The sequence below is a fragment of the Deltaproteobacteria bacterium GWA2_45_12 genome (assembly GCA_001797365.1).
Taxonomy (GTDB): Bacteria; UBA10199; UBA10199; order UBA10199; family UBA10199; genus UBA10199.
This window is the reverse complement of record MGPH01000030.1, coordinates 44,143-64,362: the sequence shown is the minus strand read 5'-3', so window position 1 is coordinate 64,362 and position 20,220 is coordinate 44,143. Positions and strand designations below refer to the sequence as shown.

The 20,220-nt window shown below is 45.3% G+C and carries 18 protein-coding genes; 9 read left to right on the top strand and 9 right to left on the bottom strand.

Annotation, left to right across the window (positions count from 1 at the left end):
- Nucleotides 1–49: 49 nt before the first annotated feature.
- Nucleotides 50–415, top strand: a complete 366-nt coding sequence (locus A2048_10205; GenBank protein OGP09280.1) for an aspartate 1-decarboxylase — start codon at nucleotides 50–52, stop codon at nucleotides 413–415.
- A 4-nt stretch (nucleotides 416–419) separates the two neighbouring features.
- Here A2048_10205 and A2048_10200 read toward each other — a convergent pair whose 3' ends face one another.
- Entirely contained in the window at nucleotides 420–878 is a 459-nt protein-coding gene (locus A2048_10200) for a hypothetical protein (protein ID OGP09279.1), read from the bottom strand.
- Here A2048_10200 and A2048_10195 point away from each other — a divergent pair.
- Entirely contained in the window at nucleotides 861–1,061 is a 201-nt protein-coding gene (locus A2048_10195; GenBank protein ID OGP09278.1) for a hypothetical protein, read from the top strand. The two genes, A2048_10200 and A2048_10195, sit on opposite strands and share 18 nt — an antisense overlap.
- A 93-nt stretch (nucleotides 1,062–1,154) precedes the next feature.
- On the opposite strand, the gene A2048_10190 is transcribed toward A2048_10195, so the two are convergent.
- The 4 genes from A2048_10190 to A2048_10175 form a co-directional block, all read right to left on the bottom strand.
- A complete protein-coding gene (locus A2048_10190; protein ID OGP09277.1) occupies nucleotides 1,155–3,086 on the bottom strand; it encodes a hypothetical protein in 1,932 nt (643 codons plus the stop codon).
- A 69-nt stretch (nucleotides 3,087–3,155) separates the two neighbouring features.
- A complete protein-coding gene (locus A2048_10185) occupies nucleotides 3,156–4,346 on the bottom strand; it encodes a hypothetical protein (GenBank protein ID OGP09276.1) in 1,191 nt (396 codons plus the stop codon).
- 47 nt (nucleotides 4,347–4,393) lie between these two features.
- Nucleotides 4,394–5,041 (bottom strand): hypothetical protein, encoded by a 648-nt coding sequence (locus tag A2048_10180; protein OGP09275.1) that lies wholly within the window; start codon nucleotides 5,039–5,041, stop codon nucleotides 4,394–4,396.
- Nucleotides 5,042–5,192: 151 nt separating this feature from the next.
- Nucleotides 5,193–6,179 (bottom strand): hypothetical protein, encoded by a 987-nt coding sequence (locus A2048_10175; GenBank protein ID OGP09274.1) that lies wholly within the window; start codon nucleotides 6,177–6,179, stop codon nucleotides 5,193–5,195.
- 60 nt (nucleotides 6,180–6,239) lie between these two features.
- Between A2048_10175 and A2048_10170 the strand changes: the two genes are divergently transcribed.
- From A2048_10170 to A2048_10160, 3 genes are all read left to right on the top strand, one after another.
- Nucleotides 6,240–7,646 carry a 3-isopropylmalate dehydratase large subunit gene (locus A2048_10170; protein ID OGP09299.1) on the top strand — a complete coding sequence of 469 codons (1,407 nt, stop codon included), beginning with the start codon at nucleotides 6,240–6,242 and terminating at the stop codon, nucleotides 7,644–7,646.
- A 17-nt stretch (nucleotides 7,647–7,663) separates the two neighbouring features.
- A complete protein-coding gene (locus A2048_10165) occupies nucleotides 7,664–8,302 on the top strand; it encodes a 3-isopropylmalate dehydratase small subunit (GenBank protein ID OGP09273.1) in 639 nt (212 codons plus the stop codon).
- 353 nt (nucleotides 8,303–8,655) lie between these two features.
- Entirely contained in the window at nucleotides 8,656–9,642 is a 987-nt protein-coding gene (locus tag A2048_10160) for a hypothetical protein (protein OGP09272.1), read from the top strand.
- Nucleotides 9,643–9,781: 139 nt separating this feature from the next.
- On the opposite strand, the gene A2048_10155 is transcribed toward A2048_10160, so the two are convergent.
- A complete protein-coding gene (locus tag A2048_10155; GenBank protein OGP09271.1) occupies nucleotides 9,782–10,045 on the bottom strand; it encodes a hypothetical protein in 264 nt (87 codons plus the stop codon).
- A 44-nt stretch (nucleotides 10,046–10,089) separates the two neighbouring features.
- Here A2048_10155 and A2048_10150 point away from each other — a divergent pair, with 44 nt between their 5' ends.
- Both A2048_10150 and A2048_10145 read left to right on the top strand, forming a co-directional pair.
- Complete coding sequence (locus tag A2048_10150) at nucleotides 10,090–11,475, top strand: hypothetical protein (GenBank protein OGP09270.1); 1,386 nt, start codon at nucleotides 10,090–10,092, stop codon at nucleotides 11,473–11,475.
- 74 nt (nucleotides 11,476–11,549) lie between these two features.
- A complete protein-coding gene (locus A2048_10145) occupies nucleotides 11,550–12,215 on the top strand; it encodes a hypothetical protein (protein ID OGP09269.1) in 666 nt (221 codons plus the stop codon).
- Nucleotides 12,216–12,238: 23 nt separating this feature from the next.
- Here the strand turns inward: A2048_10145 and A2048_10140 are convergent, their stop codons facing one another.
- Nucleotides 12,239–13,372: a hypothetical protein gene (locus A2048_10140; protein OGP09268.1), complete on the bottom strand. Its 1,134-nt coding sequence runs from the start codon at nucleotides 13,370–13,372 to the stop codon at nucleotides 12,239–12,241.
- A 296-nt stretch (nucleotides 13,373–13,668) separates the two neighbouring features.
- Here A2048_10140 and A2048_10135 point away from each other — a divergent pair, with 296 nt between their 5' ends.
- A complete protein-coding gene (locus A2048_10135) occupies nucleotides 13,669–15,453 on the top strand; it encodes a hypothetical protein (GenBank protein ID OGP09267.1) in 1,785 nt (594 codons plus the stop codon).
- Nucleotides 15,454–15,469: 16 nt separating this feature from the next.
- On the opposite strand, the gene A2048_10130 is transcribed toward A2048_10135, so the two are convergent.
- Entirely contained in the window at nucleotides 15,470–15,799 is a 330-nt protein-coding gene (locus A2048_10130) for a hypothetical protein (GenBank protein OGP09266.1), read from the bottom strand.
- Between the two features lie 97 nt (nucleotides 15,800–15,896).
- On the opposite strand from A2048_10130, the gene A2048_10125 reads away from it, so the two are divergent.
- Complete coding sequence (locus A2048_10125; GenBank protein ID OGP09265.1) at nucleotides 15,897–18,005, top strand: hypothetical protein; 2,109 nt, start codon at nucleotides 15,897–15,899, stop codon at nucleotides 18,003–18,005.
- Here the strand turns inward: A2048_10125 and A2048_10120 are convergent.
- Nucleotides 18,002–20,200, bottom strand: a complete 2,199-nt coding sequence (locus tag A2048_10120) for a hypothetical protein (GenBank protein ID OGP09264.1) — start codon at nucleotides 20,198–20,200, stop codon at nucleotides 18,002–18,004. The genes A2048_10125 and A2048_10120 overlap by 4 nt on opposite strands.
- Nucleotides 20,201–20,220: the final 20 nt, after the last annotated feature.

Genomic DNA, 20,220 nt, shown 5'->3' with positions numbered 1-20,220 from the left:
AAAAAAACATTTGCTAAATCCCCGGAATCCCATTAATTGAAGGCCCTCTATGCTATTTCAAATTCTCAAATCAAAAATCCACCGGGCCTTGGTGACTGACGCCAATGTCGACTATGAAGGGTCTGTCACCCTCGATCTAGACCTTATGGAAGCCGCCGGCCTCATGACCCACGAAATGGTCCATATTTGGGATGTCACGACAGGCGACAGGCTTTATACCTATGTCATGCTCCCCGCCCCAAGGGGTTCAGGCACGGTATGCATTAATGGCTCTGCCGCCCATCGCATCAAAAAAGGGCACATCGTTATTTTAACCAGCTTTGTCAACCTCACCCTGGAAGAATACAAAACACACAAGGCCAAAAAAGTGCTCGTCGATAAAAACAATAAAATTGTTAAAGTGAAGGAAGAATAAGCCTTCAGGAGGGCGGTAATAAACTTTCGATCTTCTTAAGGAAGTCAGGGTTCATCCAGTTTTGGGGGCCCACAAGTTTTTTAACGATTTTTCCGGAAGGATCAATTAAGTAGGACTCAGGCAAACCAAAAGTGCCATAAGTGTCTGTGAGATTTTCGCTGGGGTCAAAATAAATCGGGAAATCCAGTTTCATTTTTCCTTTAAAAGCATCGACATCCTTCTTGTTCTCATCAACGGATACGGCCACCAGTTCAAAAGGACGGTCTTTCATGGCGTTATAAAGGGCGTTTACTTTTGGCATTTCTTGCGTACAAGGGGGGCACCACGTGGCCCAAAAATGAAGGAGCACGACTTTGCCTTGAGCCGCAGCCAGTTTGAACTTTTCCCCATTATCCGTACTTACTGTAAAGTCTGGGGCGGCCTTCCCTTCAAGGGGATCATGCCGATGCCATTCTTTTTGCATGTAGGCCCAGTACAAAAAGGAACCTACGACCAAAACAACAAGAAGAAGTCTCTTATTCATGCCACCTTTCTTTCAACAATTTTGGGGCGAGAGTCAACTTTAAATTATCCCCCTTTAAAAAAGGGGGACCAAGGGGGATTTGGGCCCGATTTTATCCCCGTTTCCGTATTTTTTTCTCAGTAAATTCTTTCCCAACGCATAAGAGATATTTGAATCGGGTACGGGAGCTGGAACGGGCTCAAATCCCCCTACCCCCCTTTTTTAAAGGGGGATGAGCTAATCGGAAAAAGAAATGGAGTGAAGATGATCGGCCAAACGAGTGGCAAAACTCATAATGGTAATCTGGGGATTCACACCCAACGAAGTGGGAAAAACAGAACCATCGGCAATATAGGCATTATCCAAATCATGAATCTTTAAATTTTCATCCACGACAGAATTACGTGCATCCTGTCCCATGCGACAAGTGCCCAGGGGATGAAAGGCCGCCGACTCAAAATCACTGGCTTTCCATTTTCGTTTGGAAAAAACATCCAGTTGTTTGGGGCTGGTAAGTTCATGCACACATCTGGTCGCACAATAAATCTTTTTGGCCCCGGCCTTAAAAAAGATTGCCCCCAAAATGGCCAACCCCTTTTGAAAAAGTGCCACCTCTTTTTTGGACAAGGAATAAAAAACAAGGGGATTGCCGTCCCATCCTTTGACAACACGTCCGTGCCCTTGGTCATGAACCAAAAAACCAAAAATGGCACAATGCCTGTAGGAAAAAAGAATCTCCCTTAAAACTTCGGGGGGCTGATACAAACTGGCCGCCAACAGCCACGGTGGAAAAAAAACGCTTTCAAACATCACCCCTTCTTTTTCCAGGGCCGTAATGGCTGAACCTTGGGGCACCCCTCTGAAACCATCGACCACTTCATCAAACATTCCCACCATTTTGCACGTGGGATGAATGGTTAAATTTCGACCTAAAGCTTTTGAAAAACGAGCCATACGACTTTTTTTAAGAAGAAGGGGTGTGTTTAAAGTGCCACAGGAGACAATCACGTTTTTGGGATAAATGATGACAGAGGATTCTTTCTTTCGTGTTGCAGGATTTAGCCAATGGGCCTCAATGCGAATAACGCGGCTGCCTTCAACAACCAAACGATTGACCTTACACAAGGAGTAGATCTTGGCGCCGTTGCTTAAAGCGCTGGGCAGATAACTGCGTTCCATGCTGAGCTTGGCGCCTGTGGGGCATCCAAAAATACAGACCCCCTTCCCTTCACAAGCCCCCACATTTCTCTGCAAAGGAAAACCCTCATAGCCAAGCCGGGCAGCTCCCTTTTGCAAAATCTTGTCGTTTTCAGAAAAAACTTCAGGGGCCACCGGTTTTACCTGCAACATGGCTTCAACACGTTCAAAATAGGGATTTAATTTTTCCTGGGTCAGATTTTTCAAACCATAATCATCTTGCCATTGGCTCAAGACATCAGCCGGAGTACGAAAACATGTCCCGGAATTAATCACCGTGGTGCCTCCCACACATCTTCCTGTAGGAAGTAAAATGGGTGGCAGCCCCATCGTCGAAAACATTCCGCCGTCCCTATAAAGAAGCCGATTGCGTTCAATGGTTGGCAAGTTTTGAAACTGTTCTATGGAAACAAAAGGCCCTTCTTCCAAAATAACCACCTGATGCCCCAAAAGCGCCAACTCACGAGCCACCACGGCCCCCCCGGCCCCCGATCCAAGCACACAAAAGTCAGCATGGATTTCGGAGGGCTGTTCGTTGTTTCGTGGAGGCTGATTATTTGTGAAAAAATCGGGGTTCTTGTTCTGGTCTTCTTCAAACCCCAATTCTTTGGCCAATTTTGGATGGGAATAAAACGAGGTATAAACAAGAACCATCAAAGGACGCAAAAGCGCATACAACAAAAAAGTGGGTTGATAAAACCACCATTGATAAACCCGTTTCTTTTCTTCAAAAGAAGATTTTTTCAAACATTTAAAATAACGGATTAACAAAAAAAGATTAAACCCTAGCAAACCAAAAAGAACACCCACACGTAATTGAAGGGAAAGGGCTGAATACGAATTCTGGATTCTTTTGCGAAAACCAATTTCTTCCAATGAAAATTTTCCAAGCGCTTGGGGGGTTAATAGAACAGGGGCCGCCAATTCTAGATGATCGGCCGCCCATCGGGGTAAAACCCTAAAAAAATCCATGGCAGAAGTGTAGATATTCTGAACTCTGGGGTCAATCCAATTTCAGGCAAGGCCTTACTTTCCTCTTTTCTAAAAAAACATCGCCATGGCCTGGTTGGAAAAAATAAGGCCTTCGCTGGTAAGGCGATAACCGTCTTTTTCCATCCATTGTTTTTCTCTTAAGCGAGAAAGAATCTGTGGATATTGTTCGGACAATGATTTTCCAAAAAACTTTTCAAAATTTTCGGCATTCACCCCGTTAGAAAGCCTTAAAGCCATCATCATGAATTCGGCCATGGCCGTTTTTTGGGAAATAAATTCCGTATCAAAACAAATATCCCCGCTTGCCAGGGCTTTCAAATAAACTTGGGGGCTTTTGAAATTGGTCGTTCGATAACCAAAATTTGCCCCCCGTAATTGGTGAAAAAAGCCGCACGCCCCTGCTCCCAAAGCCAGATAAGGCTCGTAGTTCCAGTAAGCAAGATTATGCCGGCATTCAAAGCCGGGATGGGCAAAATTGGAAATTTCGTATTTGGCAAGGTTCGTTTTCAAAATTCTTAGCTGGGTGGTTTTAAACATGCGGGCCTGATCCTCTTCATGGGGCATGGCCGCCTTTTTTTCATGAACCAACTTGGCATAGGGCGCCCCTTCTTCCACCGTGAACGAATAACAAGAAAGATGGGGCGATTGATAATCGAGCAACTCATTTAAATCGGCCTTCCATTCCTCCATGCTCTGCCCCGGAAACCCGAACATGAGATCGGCATTCCAGTTCGAAAACGTTTCTGCGGCCCACCCCAAAGCCTGCCGGGCCTCCTCAGCTGTGTGAATGCGACCAAAAGCCCCCAAATATTTGTCATGCAAACTTTGGATGCCCAACGACAAGCGATTAATACCGGCCATTTTGAATTCGTTCAGATTTTTTTTGTCTATTGTTTTAGGGTTGGCTTCCAAACTTATTTCCGTCTGGAAAGACATTTCAAAATAGCCGGACAACGCATTTAAAATGCGTTCTACTTGGGCCGCCCCCATTAAAGAAGGAGTGCCTCCCCCAAAGAAAATAGTTTTTAACTTTGTTTTTTTGGGAAAGAAAAACTGCCCCGTTTGATCAAACAAAGAACACCTAAAAGACAATTCTTTGATAAGGCCGTCAACATATTCTGAATAAAGAGTGGGATCATTTTTTACGGCATAGGAATTAAAATCACAGTACTGACATTTATAGAGGCAATAAGGAAAATGGATGTAAAGCGATAGGGGCTGGAGATGCATAACCTGCATTCATCCCCCTTAAAAAAAGGGGGACTAAGGGGGATTTTATCCGTATACTATTTTTTCTTTTTCTTCTTGGCAGCTTTTTTGAGAGATTTATGGGCTTTTGCTTTTTTGACCGTTTTTTTCGGGCGTTTCTTGACGGCCTTCTTTTTTGCCTTGGCAGGCTTGGTCCTCTTGGTGGATTTTTTGGCCGATTTCTTGGATACCAGTTTTTTCTTGGCTGGTTTTTCCGTAAGAATGGCCGGGGCCTTATCCGCAATGGGATATTTGTTCCTGCCTAAAACAAGGTAATATTTGGAACCTATTTGCTGCAAATCTTTGGCAATTTCATAATAAGAGGCTCTTGAAAACTTGGCTCCAAATTGTCCCCCTTTCACCAAACAATAAAGGGCATCTTGTTTTCCCCTCCATAAAAAATCACCGTTTAAGAGTTCGATACTTCCATCCGTTAAAGTAAGTAAATACCCCACGATGGTTCGTTCAATCTTAACAATCCAATAAGGGATATCTTCCACATCAAAATAAATGGGCTTATCTTCACCGGTGAGAAAATAATTTCCTTCTTCATTACGGGCAATGTTTTTGTAAAGAAATTGAACGGTACGTTCATGCAAGATGGGATATTCCCCCTGAAACCAGTTTCCTTCTCCATCCAACCGAATTTTTTCTTGAGCTTGTCGCTTCACTCGTTGATCCATCATCTTTTCGATTATAATGAGCTCCAAAGAAAAGACAAGAAAAGTCTTATAGTTACCCTATTGACCTCAAACGTTTTTCTAAGCCTTGTGGGACTTTCTTCTCAAAATAAATATAAATAAATAGATTATATATTAATATTTAAATTACTAATAATTAACAATATTTTATACTTTCAAACCATTCGATAGCGTCTTTGATTGCGGGGTCTAAAGGAGAAATGGAATACCCAAGCGTATGGATGGCTTTCTGGCTATTTAAGTGTTGGCCATATTGGATGAAACGAATTCCCAATAGGGACATGGGAGAAGGTTTTTGGAATCCATAATAGCTTATCGCTTCCACTATTTTGGCCAATTGGGCAGCTAAAGGAGTGGGTATCTTAAATTTGGGGGGAGCCACCTTCCCTATTTTACATATCAAGCGAATCAAATCTCCTCCTGTAATGTTATGCCCTCCCAGAATATAGCGCTCTCCACTCCTTCCCTTTTGGGAAGCCAACCAATGCCCCCTGGCCACATCATAAATACTCACCGCATTGATTTTACCTTCAATAGAAGCCGGCAATTTTTTATTCATAAGCTGGGGGATCAAACATAATTGGGGTGGTTTTAATTCGAAAGGCCCAAAACAGCCGGTGGGATTTACAATAACGATGGGAAATCCCTTTCCAGCCTCGGATCTGACTTCTTCTTCCATCAGATGCTTCACCCAAAAATAAGGATGGGGAATTTCTTTTAAATGATAGGAACAAGTTTCATCGGCCATTTCCCCTTCTTTTGCAGGTCTGCCAATGGTTGTAAGGGTGCTGGTATAAACCAATTTATTGATGGAACTCCCTTTAAGAACTTCAAGCACCGTTCTTAAACCAGAAAGGGCCTTTTCTTCGTGCTGTTTTAAATGGAAAGGATGGAGCGGATAATAAGGCGCCGTATGAAAAACAAGGGAGCAATCGCGTACCGCCTTTTTCAAAAAAGAGGCCTCATGAATATCCCCCTGACTATATTCAATATCCAAACCCTTTAAATTGAGTGAGGGGGTAACCCCACGCGAGACGGCCCGAACCTCCACCCCTTCCTTCAACAAATATCGAATGAGGTTATTTCCAATAATTCCTGTGGCTCCCAAAACGAGGGCTTTCATGGTTAAACATTTAACTAAAATCTTGCGCTCTCACAAGGGCTCATGTTAGCAAGTTTTCTCATGACCCCCAAGACCCTCTTTCAAAAAGTATGGGACAACCATGCGGTATGCGACCTTCCCGATGGCAGCACCCTTTTGTACATCGACCGTCATCTTGTGCACGAAGTGACCTCTCCCCAGGCTTTTGATGGTTTGCGTTTAAACAAGCGCAAACTTCGCCATCCGGAACTGACTTTTGCCACCATGGACCACAATGTCCCCACCGAAAATAAAAAAGACATTCGCGACCTGATTGCCAAAACGCAAATTGAAACCCTTCAAAAAAATTGTAACGAGTTTGGCATCACCCTCTATGACCTCGATTCTGACAAACAGGGCATTGTCCATGTCATTGGGCCCGAATTAGGGCTGACCCTTCCGGGAACAACCATTGTATGCGGGGACAGCCACACTTCAACCCATGGGGCTTTTGGAGCGCTGGCTTTTGGCATTGGCACTTCTGAAGTGGAACACGTCCTTGCCACCCAGTGCCTGGTTCAACAAAAAGCAAAATCCTTCAAGGCCAATTTCGTCGGCAAACCCCACGCCCATGTCACGGCAAAGGATTTCATCCTTAAACTGATTGGTTCCATTGGAACCGCGGGCGGTACGGGTTATGTTCTGGAATACACGGGCGAAGCCATTAAAGCCCTTTCTATGGAAGCGCGCATGACCATTTGCAACATGAGCATTGAGGCCGGTGCCAAGGCGGGGATGATTGCACCCGATGACATCACCTTTCAATACATAGCATCCGGTAAAAGACCCTTTGCCCCCAAAGGCAAAGCCTTGGAAGCAGCCATCGTCAACTGGAAGAAATTGGTCACCGACACCCAGGCCCCCTATGACCGCGAAATCACCATTGACGTAAGCCAAATGGCGCCCCAGGTGACCTGGGGAACAAACCCCGGCATGGTGGTCGATGTTTCAGGAGTGGTCCCCAAACCCAGCGAAGTCAAAAACTGTGCTCCGGCGGATGTTGAAAAAGCCCTGGAGTATATGGGTTTGAAACCGGGAACCAAAATAACCGACATCCCCATTAATGTCGTTTTCATCGGAAGCTGCACTAATTCGCGCATTGAAGACTTGCGGGCGGCTGCCAAAATTTTCAAAGGGAAAAAAGTATCAAAGAAAGTGAAAACTCTCATTGTTCCAGGAAGCGAGCAGGTACGTCTTCAGGCTGAACGCGAAGGGTTACACAAAATATTTATTGAAGCAGGAGCCCAGTGGCGCAATGCCGGCTGCAGCATGTGCCTGGCCATGAACCCTGACAAACTGGAGGCTGGCGAGCGTTGTGCCTCCACATCCAACCGCAATTTTGAAGGCCGCCAAGGCAAGGGCGGACGTACCCACTTGGTAAGCCCCGAAATGGCTGCAGCTGCCGCCATTGCCGGACATTTTGTGGATATTAGGGCGTGGGAAATGTAGGGGGAAAATACACCATTATGGAACCATTTACCATTCATACAGGAAACATGGCCCTTCTTGACCGGGGCAATGTCGATACGGACCAGATTATTTCAAAAGAGTTTTTGAAATCGATTAGCCGCACGGGTTTTGGTCCCCATTTATTTCATGACTGGCGCTATTTGCCCGACGGCAAGCCCAATCCCCACTTTGAATTAAACAACCCTGTCTATGAGGGAGCCACCATCTTGGTCGCGGGGAATAATTTTGGTTGTGGGTCTTCACGCGAACATGCTGTGTGGGCTATTAGCCAGTATGGCTTCAAGGTTGTCATGGCCCCCATTTATGAACGCCATGGGGAAATCATTCCGGCCTTTGCCGATATTTTCAGGAACAACAGTTCAAAAAATGGTTTATTGCTTATTGAGCTGCCTGAAAAAACGGTGAATGAAATAAAAAAATTCGTTTCGGAAAATGCCCCCCTTCAGGCCACCATTGATCTGCCCAGCCAGAGCATCACACTCCACCTTTCTCCAGAAAAAAAGGTTTATCATTTTCTCATGGATGCCGGCCTGAAACAAAAATTTCTGGAAGGTTTGGATGAAATTGGCATGACGGAAAGATATATTCCTCAAATTGAAGCTTTTGAGGCGAAGCATTCAACACAGATGGTTTGAATCATCGGTTTTTTCCCGTATCATCCCCCTTTATCACCGCGTAGCGGGATCCCGTATGCGGGAAAAAAGGGGGGCAGGGGGATTTGTTCCCGTTCCAGCTCCCGTACCCGATTCAAATATCTCTTATGCAAAAAGAGGTTGGGAAAGAATTTACTGAGAAAGGAATACAGAAACGGGGATAAAAGCGGGCCCAAATCCCCCTTTATCCCCCTTTTTTAAAGGGGGATATCATCGGGAAAACACAAAGACCCTCTATATTAAGCTTGGCTCGATCTTCGCCAAGCTCAAGGCACAGGCTTAGCTCACCATTTCCGGGTAAGGGTAATTCATGAATTACCCTTACAAAAAAAAACGTGAAAACCATCCTCAAAAAAGTATCGCGCAGTTTTTATTTGTCGCTTCGCATCCTGCCTAAAAAAACACGCACTCCCTTGGCACTGGCCTATTTACTGGCTAGAAGTGCCGACACCATCACCGACACACCGGTTCTTCCGGTTCAAGAAAAAGAAAGATTTTTAAGTCTCTTAAAAAACGAGATCAACGGTGCTTGGCATGAGCAAAAAGATTGGGATCATTTTTTTGCCCAAATAATTTCCCATCAAAATTTCACGGATGAACAAAAACTACTTCAAGAACTGCCAAACATTTTAAAACTTTTTTCTGAAACGGATGAAAAAGAAAAAAAACTGATTCGCGATGTCGTGCTTCATCTTATAGGGGGGATGGAAAAAGATCTAATACGTTTTGCCCATGCCACCAAACAAAACCCTGTCGCCTTGGAAACAGAAGCTGACTTGGAAACCTACTGCTTTGATGCCGCAGGCATTGTGGGGCCTTTTTGGACACAAATGCTAAAGCTGACTTTCCCTCTTAAAATAATTTCTGAAAATGAAGTAGACCAGTGGGCCATTGCCTATGGAAAAGGCCTTCAGATGACCAATGTGATCAAGGACCTTGCTTGCGACCTAAACATGGGGCGATGCTATATCCCGCTTGAAATTCTGAAACAATTCAACCTGACTCCCACAAATTTAAAGGATCCCCAAAACAAACCCGCTCTTGACCGCCTGATAGAAAACCTGATCCAACGGGCCTTGGGCCATTTAAAATATGCTGCAAAATACATGGAAATAATCCCACGCAAACACGCCACCACCCGCCTAGCCACACTTCTCCCCTGCATGATCGGCTTGGAAACCCTTCGTTTCCTAAAAGAAGACCCAAACTTATTAGACCCCACCCTCCCTCATAAAATCTCCCGGAAAACCTTAAAAAGGGTAGTAATCACCTCCTGTTTCCTGACTTTTTCTCATAAACTCATCCAAAATTCTCTAAAATGAAGCAACCCTTCCTTTCTTTTGCCGAAGATCAACTATCATTTATTTATGAGTCCGCCATCCTTCTATAGACCCCTTCGATCTTTTTCTGGTGCACGTATTGTACCCGGAAGCCTTGTATTAAGGCCAACACCACATCCCGTTATTCCACCTCCTTCTCGTTCAAAAAGTGTTGCAAAGGTAAGCTTAAAACCAGGTGATTTGCTTCATACAAATAGCTCACTAGCGCCAGACATCGGGAAAGATCGATATTGGAATAGAACCACTCCCTTTCCAGACATAAGCTTACACACTCCTTCCCTTCGTGCTCCCTTGTGGGTTCCCCAATACGATGGGCATGGGAATTTAGTGGGGCATCATCATGAGGGATGGAAAGCCGCCAGCAGTGATCGGCCTGCAGATTCATCAATAAGTCCTGATCAAGGTATTGCTATAAAGAGTAAAGAAGTTGTGACTCGCATCCTTTCAAACCCTGATTTTATGGCTCGCATGAGTAGCATAAGCGAACGTGCCTCACTGGCTTTGGCCCTGGACCGGGACCCCACGATAGTAGCTGCTAATCGTGCCCTCGTTATCGAACGAGTTTTAGAATTTGTAAAAAAATTGGGTGCTGGTGCAGAAAATTTTTTAGCAGACCCGGCCCATGTAGAAGGGTTGATTTTAGCCCATATCCCATCCCTTGCCGATGAAATGGAAGTGGGCGCAGTGACTCCTGTCGAACCTCTACCAGATTCCGTCCGAGCTGAAATGGAACGGGTTTCTCGAATTGTTACAGCTGATAATGTATATCGAGCGACGCAAGCACGCTTGGCTATGGGACCAGAGGGCGTCGTCCATGCGACTCCTTCTTTAAGGGAAGCCAGAGAGAACCGCGGTCGCACCAGGGATGACATCAGAATCATACGCAACTTCACCACGTTTGCGCGACGAGCTGCCGAATGGATTTATTTAAGGGAAAACATCATTCCTCGTTTAAGGGAACGCTATCAGGAAATCGTTTTTGGTAATTTTGGCCCTGGATATTTAAAATTTGATCATCCTAATGGACGTACCCTCTATGCTACTTATGAGCCCTTTCTTTTAGCGAGTCTGGATCCAAAAATGCGCGTCCTTGTTTATAATGATGAACCAGAACCACTTAAGCTCATTGATGAGTTTGATGGTACCCTTACCGTTTTTTTAAGTTGGGTCCCCTATGAACTCTATCCTGATGATCCCGAAATCGCTCAGATGTTTTGGCAAGCCTATGGGGCACGGTGGCGGGAGGAAGTGAGGGCCGAAAGAAAAGCCTATGAGGCGTTCATTTCGAGTACCTCAGCCACTCCTGTTAGAGGGGTCACTTGGATGAGGGGGCATGGAAAAAAAGCCGCTGCGGTCGCTACACTAAGGATTCCCGGTGATTCTCTTAAAAAAAGGATAACACTCCAACCCAGGGGAGATTATGTGGTGACCCCTGTTGAATTTCCTCCCATGCATGGGGCTTACTTCCATCCTGTTCAGGATTATCTCGATGGCGATCGGAGGGACAGGATTTTTAGCCTGCTCACCCTTATTCGAATTGTTGATGCTCTTGTGCCAGAGGGTTATTTATTTACGGATCCACGAAATGGGCCCACCATTGTTCCGAACATGTTAGGAAGTCTTCTTCCCTATAGCCCGGATGCAAACTTAATGCAGACACTGGGTTTGGAAATAGATAACGACCTGAATGCTTCTCCACAAGGGGCTTCAGCTATTGTGTTCAGAAAAAAAGGCTCTTCTAATGACTTTGTTAAAAGCATGATGGCTCAGGGAATAGAAGGTCTGCAAAGAGCCCTCCAAGAAAGACCTTCCTAAAGCTTTGACACCACGCGTAAAATGAAGTTCTACCCCAAACAACTTATTTTGAAAAAAGCCGAAGCTAGGAGGGCATGGCCATCTTTCGTACCAATAATGTGCTGCCTTTTCGCCCCAGTGTTCGTCCCGTAGGATGGGGCCCCTTCCCTCGCGTTAGGGGAACTAAACCGGGCGCATCTTTGCGACCTCATTTGTCTCCATCTTCATCTCCAGCTGATCTTCAACCTCCTCAACCTGTCTCACGTTCTCGAGAAAATCGTCGACTGGCTGTGGGGGCCCCTTCTGATGGAAGGGATGAATTTGTTTTGAAAGGGCAACAACTTCCAAGTTTAAGAGAAGATGGGGTCAGAGCTCTGTTTCCCGAAATGGCTTCCAACGATGGATCGGGTCGAAGAACTACAAATCCGGGTTATCGACTGCAAACTCCTTTTCGCCATCATGTGGCTCAAGATTCGGGTGGATCTGCTCGTGCCGTTCCTCCGCCTCCAGCTCCTGAACCGCCTCCAGCTATTGTTCCCGCTGCGGTACCACCCAGCGAGGAAATGCCAGCAATCTTTGAAGCGGGAGTTTTCCGGACTTTTATGAATGAGGGATTTTCTGTCGAAGTGAATCATGGACAGGAGGGGCAATACCGTCTCCACAACCAATATAAACTCCAAGGATCTGTTTATTTTGATGAAGTAACAATCACCTATCATGTATGGGGACTGCCCATTGAAGTTAAGAGAGGAGATACCTAAATCCGGCGTGAAAACACCATTTTTCAGACCAGCGAGTCCATCGTTTTAATTTTCTTCAGAGCAAATTCAAAGACATCCTTGTTGGGACTGTTTCTCGGAAATTTGAGTGTGTGAATATTTCCGGTATGCACCAACTCTCCCGGCATCAGCAATAATTTGTGCCGAAGTGATTCCAACGTGAAGGATTGCCAATCACCCGGCAGACAAAGTCGCTTGAACCACATGACGAGATTGTACGCCAAAAGAGAAAGTTCCGCGTAGAGAGCATTCGCACAAAAATGATTGGTCGGCGCTCCGGCAAAAGGAAAGTCGTTTTTCAAAATCCGGATAATCCTTTCCAACCCGGCTCGAGCTTTATAAAAATCGAAGACTCCGTAGGGTGTGATATCGAGATTGGTGACGATCATCGAGTAGGCATATCGGTCCAAGGTAAAAAGAGTGAGTCCGTCGTCTTCCGGATCAACGATCCTTCTCAAGACGACATAGCGATAAGGTTTTTTCCATTTGCCGGGTTGATACAAAAGCTCGGAGGTTGAGAATCGGTCGTTGATTCTTTGATAGCGGGCCGAAAGAAAAAGTTTCTTCAGAGGAGAAGATGTCTTGGCAACAATGGCAAACTTCACGTGATTTTCGTCCAGCGTCCGGACAAAAGAACCATCATAAAACCCTGAATCGGCACGGGTGCGCAAGCGGATGGAAGTTGGCAGAATAGAACGGGCTTGTTGAAAAAGATCAACCACACCATCTGAGGTGTAAGCGTTCCCCGGCCTTAAAAATCCACCCAGACAATCCTTGAGAGAACTTTCTGAGACGACCAGCGGGTGATAGGATTTTCTTCCTGGATGTCCGGGGTTGTAACCTTTGACCACGCCTTCCTGTTTTCCGTAGAGAGTCTTCGCGGTGGAATCAAAATCAAAACAGAAACTTGAGAGGGTAGAAGATTGAAGGATGAAATATTTTTTGAGATCATTGTGGACTTTCCAAAGTGACGGCAGCAGTTCCGTCGATGACCTCACCAAAAATCGGCGCAATGTTTGAGGATCGGGAAAGGTTGGGAGCCCAGTCAGAAAATGAAAGACGCCATTTGTTTTCAGAAGAGAAGACACTTCGATTTTTTCCAAACCAAGAATCATTGGATAAATCAAAGCCAAAATCATTTCGCTCAAAGAATACTGATTGTTTCTCTGAGAATAAGACAGGTGTCGGAAGAAGCAGGATCGTATTTTTAGTTGCTGGAGAAATTTATGAAAGAGATAAATTCCACCGAAATGAGTGAGGCCAGACGCGGTGAATTTTGTACGGATTTTTCGAGCCCCAGAACGCATGTATTGAAGCTAACTAAAAGTTAGGTTCAATACTAGCCACAAAAAACTCTATAATGCCTGTCAGTGTTGAGCAAAGGAGGCATTCCCTACACCATTCACGCCGGATTTAAGGAGATACTATAACTCGTTTGGACTCTAGAGATCAGAAGCTTGTACTTAAAGATGGGGATATCATCACCCTTGGCCATGAACCTCCCTTTGTGTTTCGTAGCCCCTTTGAAAAAATGAACCAGTCCGAAGAAATTGCTTTGGCCACCACTCTTTTAAAACCTGAAGGAACCACCATTAACATAGGTCATGCTCAGGCAAAGGTAACCCAAGAAGACCCTTGGGCGCTCACTCTTGAATGGACCGGAGGAGAGGCCATCGTCATTGTCAAAAAGGAGAATAAAACAAAAATCGTTCTGAATTCCTCTGGTAAAAAAGAGGTCCTCCAAGAAGGAGATTCGGTCAAAATGGGGAATAGAAAATTTTTCCTCTATAAGAGATTAATCCAACCCATGCCGAGTTATTTCATTGAAAGCTGTGTAAAAGCTGTGAGCAATCCGGGTCAAAGGGTAGGAGGATTTAACGAAAAACCCTATTATGGAATTCGGTATCAAGCAGGAAGGGGCTATAGCCTGATCAATGGGCAACCTACAGGAAATACCCTCACGGTGGATTATTATGACATGGTCATTTTACGTGATGGGGAAGAACCTGTTTTACTAAAACCCGGAAAAGAAGAATGCATTCCTTTTGATGCGGTCATTAAGATAGGCAAACAATATTTCAAATTCACCAAACCCTTTGATGAAATGCCTGAAGCGATGGGGGCAGCTCTTATTGGAGCCGCCGTTGACAACAAAGCATCTGTAGCTATTGATGCTGGCCCCTCACAAGGAAGCATCTCCTACGATGCTGAAAGCAACCCTGTGTTGACATGGAAAAATGGTGAACCACTCCATGTTATTAACAACCGTGACCGTCGCGCATTAAATGCAGAAAAGCCCACACATATTCTTGTGGATGGGGACCTCATCCAATATGGCCCCGGCCAATACTATCGTTTCATCAACCCCATATCCCTCATGCCACTTTGGATGACGGGATGGCTCATTTACGCCTATGATCAACCCCATACACCTTTCAAAAAAAGCATCGGAGGATCGACTTATGAATTCTTCTACAGTCCAGAAAATGGCAAAGGCCTCGGGATTCGTCTGGAAAAGGGTGAATTAGAAGTTTTTGATAGTGGAAGTAAACGACAAGTACCAGCAGGAGAAACCGTTTTCTTGCGATTGGGGCGGATTTATAAAATAGGGGGGCAACTCATACAATTTGGATTCCCCATTCGAAACATGCCTGCTTGGTTAAGATCGCTCAGTGATTTTGATCGATACATCTACCCTCATTCCCACGGATTACATTATGATGGCGGAGTTCATTTTCAAGTGAAACGAGAAAAAGAAGGTTTTAACCTTAGAATCAGTAGTGAAACCCATGATGGGAGTGGGAAGGTTATTTATATTTTTCATCCTGGAGGCCGGATCGAGGTTTTAAAAAGCTCTGATCGTCAGGTGTATGTCGGACCGGGAACATGGGTTAAATTTGGAAAAGCGAAAGCTTTTAAAATTCCCACGCCACAGACAACAGGACAGCAAGAGGCAAGAGGGCCGAACCAGCAAGGGAAAAAGACCCATCAAAGGCCTACAAGGAAAGACCTAGATCCCTATTATTACGTTTTGGGTATTGCCAGGGACGCGTCCCAAGCAGACATTAAAAAAACCTTTCTACGATTGATGCAAGAAAACCATCCCGATCGATTTGCACACCAAGGAAAAGAAGCTGAACGGGCGGCTAAGGAGCGCACTCAATGCATTGCCGAAGCATATGTTGAAATATGCGAAGCCAATGGATGGTCGGTAAAATAAACCTATAGCCCCCACCTCAAAACTTCCCACCAACATTCGTCTCTACCCCATAAACCACTCCATAAAACTCCACAACTTTTCTTAAAAATGACCGAAATAACCCATAGATGAGCAAGCTTCTCTCTTTTACTCCCAGAACAATACCCCTCCGCCCCATGCCGGGCGGCCCTTTCAGGCTTGGGGTAAGCGGGGCACCACGGGTACATCCCAAAAATGCCCCCTCATCAACCCCAAAATCACATACAAAAGACGGGTACGATGATGGCTCTTTGGCCCCCGTTCCTTTAGCCCTCAGGCTTACTCCCCCCACACGTTTTAAAACGCTCGCAGAAGCCGCATCGGCCATGGCCCTGCCCTTAAGCTTAGAACTAACGGGCCTAGAACAAAAAGTACCAACTCGAGCTATAGAAGAATTAGGCACGCTGCCCTTAAGAAGACCGCAGATGATGGGTGCTTCCGATCCACCGGGCGATCATCGAGCTCAAGTGGGAAGCCTAACTGTTTCAGAAGGTGGTTCCGGAAGTGCTGTAATAGTCGATGAAGATCTAACCAGGGATTTACCACCCATTAGTCTAGGAACAACGATCACCATAGGCAGGGTTACCTATGTCGTTACGAGCCGCATTGAAAGTGACCCCACCTCGGATGTTTATTCCCTGTTAGCAACAAATGCTATTAAAGGTCCTATCATTGAAGGAGATTTTCTTTATTTAAGAATATTAAAACAGGGCCAAATACTTACACCAAGTGAGGTGCCCCATAAACCCATAGCAAGAAATGCTTACATCGTTTCCAAACTGACCGTACAAATAGGAAGGTCCTGTTTATTGAATGAAACAATCTATACTGTGGAAAAAATTTTGGGAGATGGGGCATCGGCAAATGTTTATTTATTGCGCGACGAACAAGGCAAGCCCATCTGCTTGAAGCTGTTTAAAGCCGGTTGGGAGCACGTCTTTCGGGAAAGCTTGCCTCTTCTTGAAGGCGTAACAGGAGTTGTGAAAAGGCAATTTGTGGCCCACAACGCCTATTTGATGGAATACGTGACTGGGTGGTATTTTGGGGATCATTATCGTTATGATTCCATGAAACCATTAGGCAATCCCCAAGGACTCAGGCCTTTATTTCAACATCCATCAAAACGAATCGGATACGCACGCACGGCCATGCGCATGTACGAAGAATTGGCCGAAAAAGGCTACCGCATGGAGGACATGAAATACAATACGTATCTCATCACTGATGATGGTCGTTTTGTAAATTTGGATGTCGATGGCACCAAAAAAATCGAAGGGCATGAAGATGAATTTTATAAGACGGTACGTGCAAGAATTTTTCATTCCCTTTGTCTTATCTGGGGAACAGAAAGTGGGGTTTGGAGAAATGGTCCAACCTTACGAGCGCCGCGTAAATGGGACTCAGTTGAGATTCGTTTTGTTAGAAATGCAGAATCAATAGCACGAGACCCAGACCCCATCCTGGAAATAACCCCCGAATACAGGGAGTTTTCCCAAAGAGCCCTCGCCCTCTTCAGAAAAAAATATGCTTTTTTAATTCCCAACGAGGACAAGGCAAAACCAACCCCAACAGTTCAAGAAACATTGGCACTCATCGAGGCTTATAAACGCTATCTTACCGAACTTGAAGAAATGGCGACAAGAAGGCTCGATAGAACTTCGGCGATTGCCGAAGTCTTAGAAGCCAATGAAAGAGCCCACGCTTTCTACCAAGGGCGTAAGAGCATACATGATGCTAAGGGTCTTAACATAGCGCGAGTCGTCTTTGAAGATTTTGGTGATTTAAAATTAGTTGATGCCGTTGAAAACTTACTTTTCGAGGGCCGAGCCAAGGCAGTGTTGAAAGATACGCAATGGAGCAACGATCAAAAGCTTGAAGTATTGCACGAATTCATGGGTCTTTTGGGATTAATGGCAAAGCTATTGAACATTAAACCCCTTGATGCGATGCCGCCACGGTTGGGAGCCACGCTGCTATGGCTACACACTCGGGGAAGTGATGATAAGGTTGAATTGTCTTTGGATCTAGCAAGAAAAGTACTCGATGGTTATGCGTGGTCGGATGAAAGCAAATTCTTTTTGTTTTACTACCTCACCCGAAAAGACGAGTTTCTTGAAAAATACATCCCCGAAGAAGGCAGGAACATTGCCTATCCGTGGCATTTTACCCCCCTGGGGCCGGAAGGTTTGGAACACATTCCACCTGAACAATCTGAATATTATTCCCTTTTGAACGAAAAAACCGAAGCGGCCTTGTTTAAATTCTTTAACGGTGATCGTTATGAAAAGGTACACGATGTCAAAGAAGGAAAATTTATTTATCCCCGAGAAGATAGTTTTTGGTTGGAAATGATTCTTGTGGCCTATGTTTACTATGGTGAGGTTCCTGATTACACTCCTGACATACTGAGTTCAATTTTTATACCCATGCTTGATATAGATATAGAATCAAGGCTGGAACGAGTAAGACGATTCCTTTATGACTATTTAATCATCCGCGCCGAAATCATGCGTAGGGATGGATATGAAGTTTAATTCGTCTTTTTTCTCTGGTTCAAATACAACAATCCCAAAAACAGGACCGCGGCCAGATTGACGCCCAGACCAATCCCCATGCCCCTTCCCGGGAAAAGGAATTGCGCCCATAAGCCAAATAGGGCCCCGAGATGCATTTTGGACTGGACATTGACGATAGGGTTTTGGGACGTTTCAAAGAAGAAGTAAACAGGCAGGCCCCAAAACAAGGAAAGACTATATTTCACCACCACCCAATGAAGGTTTAGGTAAATCCAGGGGGCTTGGAGGCCTCCCCAAATAAAACTAAGTTTGCTCCCCTTGTTCAATAAGAGATTTCCACCGGCGATAATGCCAAGCAGACCAACGCCTCCAAGCATCACCAAAAGCACGATCTGCCAGGCAAGCGAAGGCTGCTTGGTGGCTAGCCAAATAGCCGTGCCCATGCCGATAATGCTGGCAAAGATCTCATACCACCCTAAAATTTTTGAGAACAAATCCACGGCGACCTTTTTGCGTACCACAAAGAAAAATACATACAGGCCAGCAAACAGCGCAAAGGCCAAGGCAACCAATCCCAGCCACAGAGTAAATTTTTGAGGGGATGGCACTATATCCAAAACCACCTCTTCCATTTCATCCACTTCTTCCACCGATGATTTTTGAGGAGGCGTTTTTTCGACGGCTTTTGCGATCAACTCCACCGGTGCAGGGCTTACCGACACACCCATTGAATAATTGACCGTATCCGAATCCACAATGACGGAATCGATTTTGACCCGCAGATAGATAGCGCCCGATAACGGACTTTGAGGCTGGAATGAATAGGAATTGCCTTCGCTAAGGTCCTGGCTACCAAGAACGGCCCCTAATTCATCCAAAATCTCAAAATCAATATCCGCATAATCCGATTTTTTCACATGGGTACCGACAAGTTTTACCAAAGAAGGTTCCTTCAAAACCACCTTAAAGACGTCCACTTGATCCATTTTGGAAACACTGTTGTTTTCATAAATGCCTGGAGACAGAACAATGGCGGTAGAAAAATTATCCCCTGCATCATTATTCGTATTGGCGTCCCCCAATGACCCCGTCACTGTATAAGTACCCTGCTTGGTCGTCAGGATGAATTCATGATCTTTATGCATTTCATCATAGGGGCTACCAATGATGAGATAGTAGAGGGTCTCTCCTGGTGCTGAAGAAGTATAGAAATCGGTTTCATGCTGCTTGTTGACGAGGAAAAATGACAACCTCTCCAATTCTTTTTGCTGCCCATCCATCAACACATACCGCAGCCCATCGTAGTCGCACGAACTGCTGGCGCGCTCTGTCGCCTGATCCCCGACGACATCCAGGCATTTTTCAACCGGGAAAACTCGGAGAGAGACGGCCTCACCTTGCTTTAGTTTAAACGAAAAATAATCGTATTGATCCTTCCTTTGATGATGGTCCAGGCTGTATCTCTTGTTGGTTTCAATGGGGACGGCATCATTAAAACTGTCTCCACCGCGTATTTGATTTTTTGGGTTCACCTTCTTTTCAATGAGAAAACTTTGCTGTGTCAGCTTGGCCAATTCCTGCTCCAACGACATACCGCTACGAACATCGGTGTAAGTGCAGCCAAATTCGCTGGCTAAGGCCATGAGTTGTTGTTTGGCCACATCCTCCACATTAAACCCTACCGTGCAGAGCTTGAATTTATACCCTTTGGCCACCAAAGCGCGCATGACCGCAGCCGGATCGCCGCCGCAGGTTTCCTCCCCATCACTGACCAGGATAATGGTATGAAGTTTTTCGACATTCTGGTTAAAGTCGGCTTCCACCTGCGAAAGAGTATAGGCAATAGGTGTCCATCCGCGGGGCTCAAGCTTGTCGGCAGAGGCCGCAATCAGCGAACCTGTTCCTGAAGAAATGGGAACAACTAATTCCGTATCCTTGCAACTAGCTTCCTTGTTACTTTTATCGATACGGTGGGAATAAACACGAAGTCCTGCGTAAGCCTCGGGCGGCAGTTGGGCTGCGGCACTTTTCACAGCCTTTTTGGCCCAGTCAATCATGCGCTGCCCTTCAAGAAGGGAGGCCATGCTTCCGGAGGAATCAATAATGAAAAGAAGATCTGTTTTTGGCTGACCCTGTTCCTGGGCGTATGATGGATTAAAAAAGAGGGTGAGAAAGAAAAAGGAAATGATTAAAAAATGGATTTTTTTTGTCATAGCCCGAAAAGATAAAGCAA

Bases quoted from the DNA above. Each gene is read 5' to 3' on its own strand.
- A2048_10170 (OGP09299.1), top strand. From the start codon at position 6,240: ATGACCCCCAAGACCCTCTTTCAAAAAGTATGGGACAACCATGCGGTA.
- A2048_10125 (OGP09265.1), top strand. From the start codon at position 15,897: ATGATGGGTGCTTCCGATCCACCGGGCGATCATCGAGCTCAAGTGGGA.
- A2048_10200 (OGP09279.1), bottom strand. From the start codon at position 878: ATGCAAAAAGAATGGCATCGGCATGATCCCCTTGAAGGGAAGGCCGCC.
- A2048_10130 (OGP09266.1), bottom strand. From the start codon at position 15,799: ATGGCCGATGCGGCTTCTGCGAGCGTTTTAAAACGTGTGGGGGGAGTA.
- A2048_10185 (OGP09276.1), bottom strand. From the start codon at position 4,346: ATGCAGGTTATGCATCTCCAGCCCCTATCGCTTTACATCCATTTTCCT.
- A2048_10175 (OGP09274.1), bottom strand. From the start codon at position 6,179: ATGAAAGCCCTCGTTTTGGGAGCCACAGGAATTATTGGAAATAACCTC.
- A2048_10120 (OGP09264.1), bottom strand. From the start codon at position 20,200: ATGACAAAAAAAATCCATTTTTTAATCATTTCCTTTTTCTTTCTCACC.
- A2048_10145 (OGP09269.1), top strand. From the start codon at position 11,550: ATGGCCATCTTTCGTACCAATAATGTGCTGCCTTTTCGCCCCAGTGTT.
- A2048_10155 (OGP09271.1), bottom strand. From the start codon at position 10,045: ATGAATCTGCAGGCCGATCACTGCTGGCGGCTTTCCATCCCTCATGAT.
- A2048_10205 (OGP09280.1), top strand. From the start codon at position 50: ATGCTATTTCAAATTCTCAAATCAAAAATCCACCGGGCCTTGGTGACT.
- A2048_10180 (OGP09275.1), bottom strand. From the start codon at position 5,041: ATGATGGATCAACGAGTGAAGCGACAAGCTCAAGAAAAAATTCGGTTG.
- A2048_10140 (OGP09268.1), bottom strand. From the start codon at position 13,372: ATGATTTTGGCTTTGATTTATCCAATGATTCTTGGTTTGGAAAAAATC.
- A2048_10190 (OGP09277.1), bottom strand. From the start codon at position 3,086: ATGGATTTTTTTAGGGTTTTACCCCGATGGGCGGCCGATCATCTAGAA.
- A2048_10165 (OGP09273.1), top strand. From the start codon at position 7,664: ATGGAACCATTTACCATTCATACAGGAAACATGGCCCTTCTTGACCGG.
- A2048_10195 (OGP09278.1), top strand. From the start codon at position 861: ATGCCATTCTTTTTGCATGTAGGCCCAGTACAAAAAGGAACCTACGAC.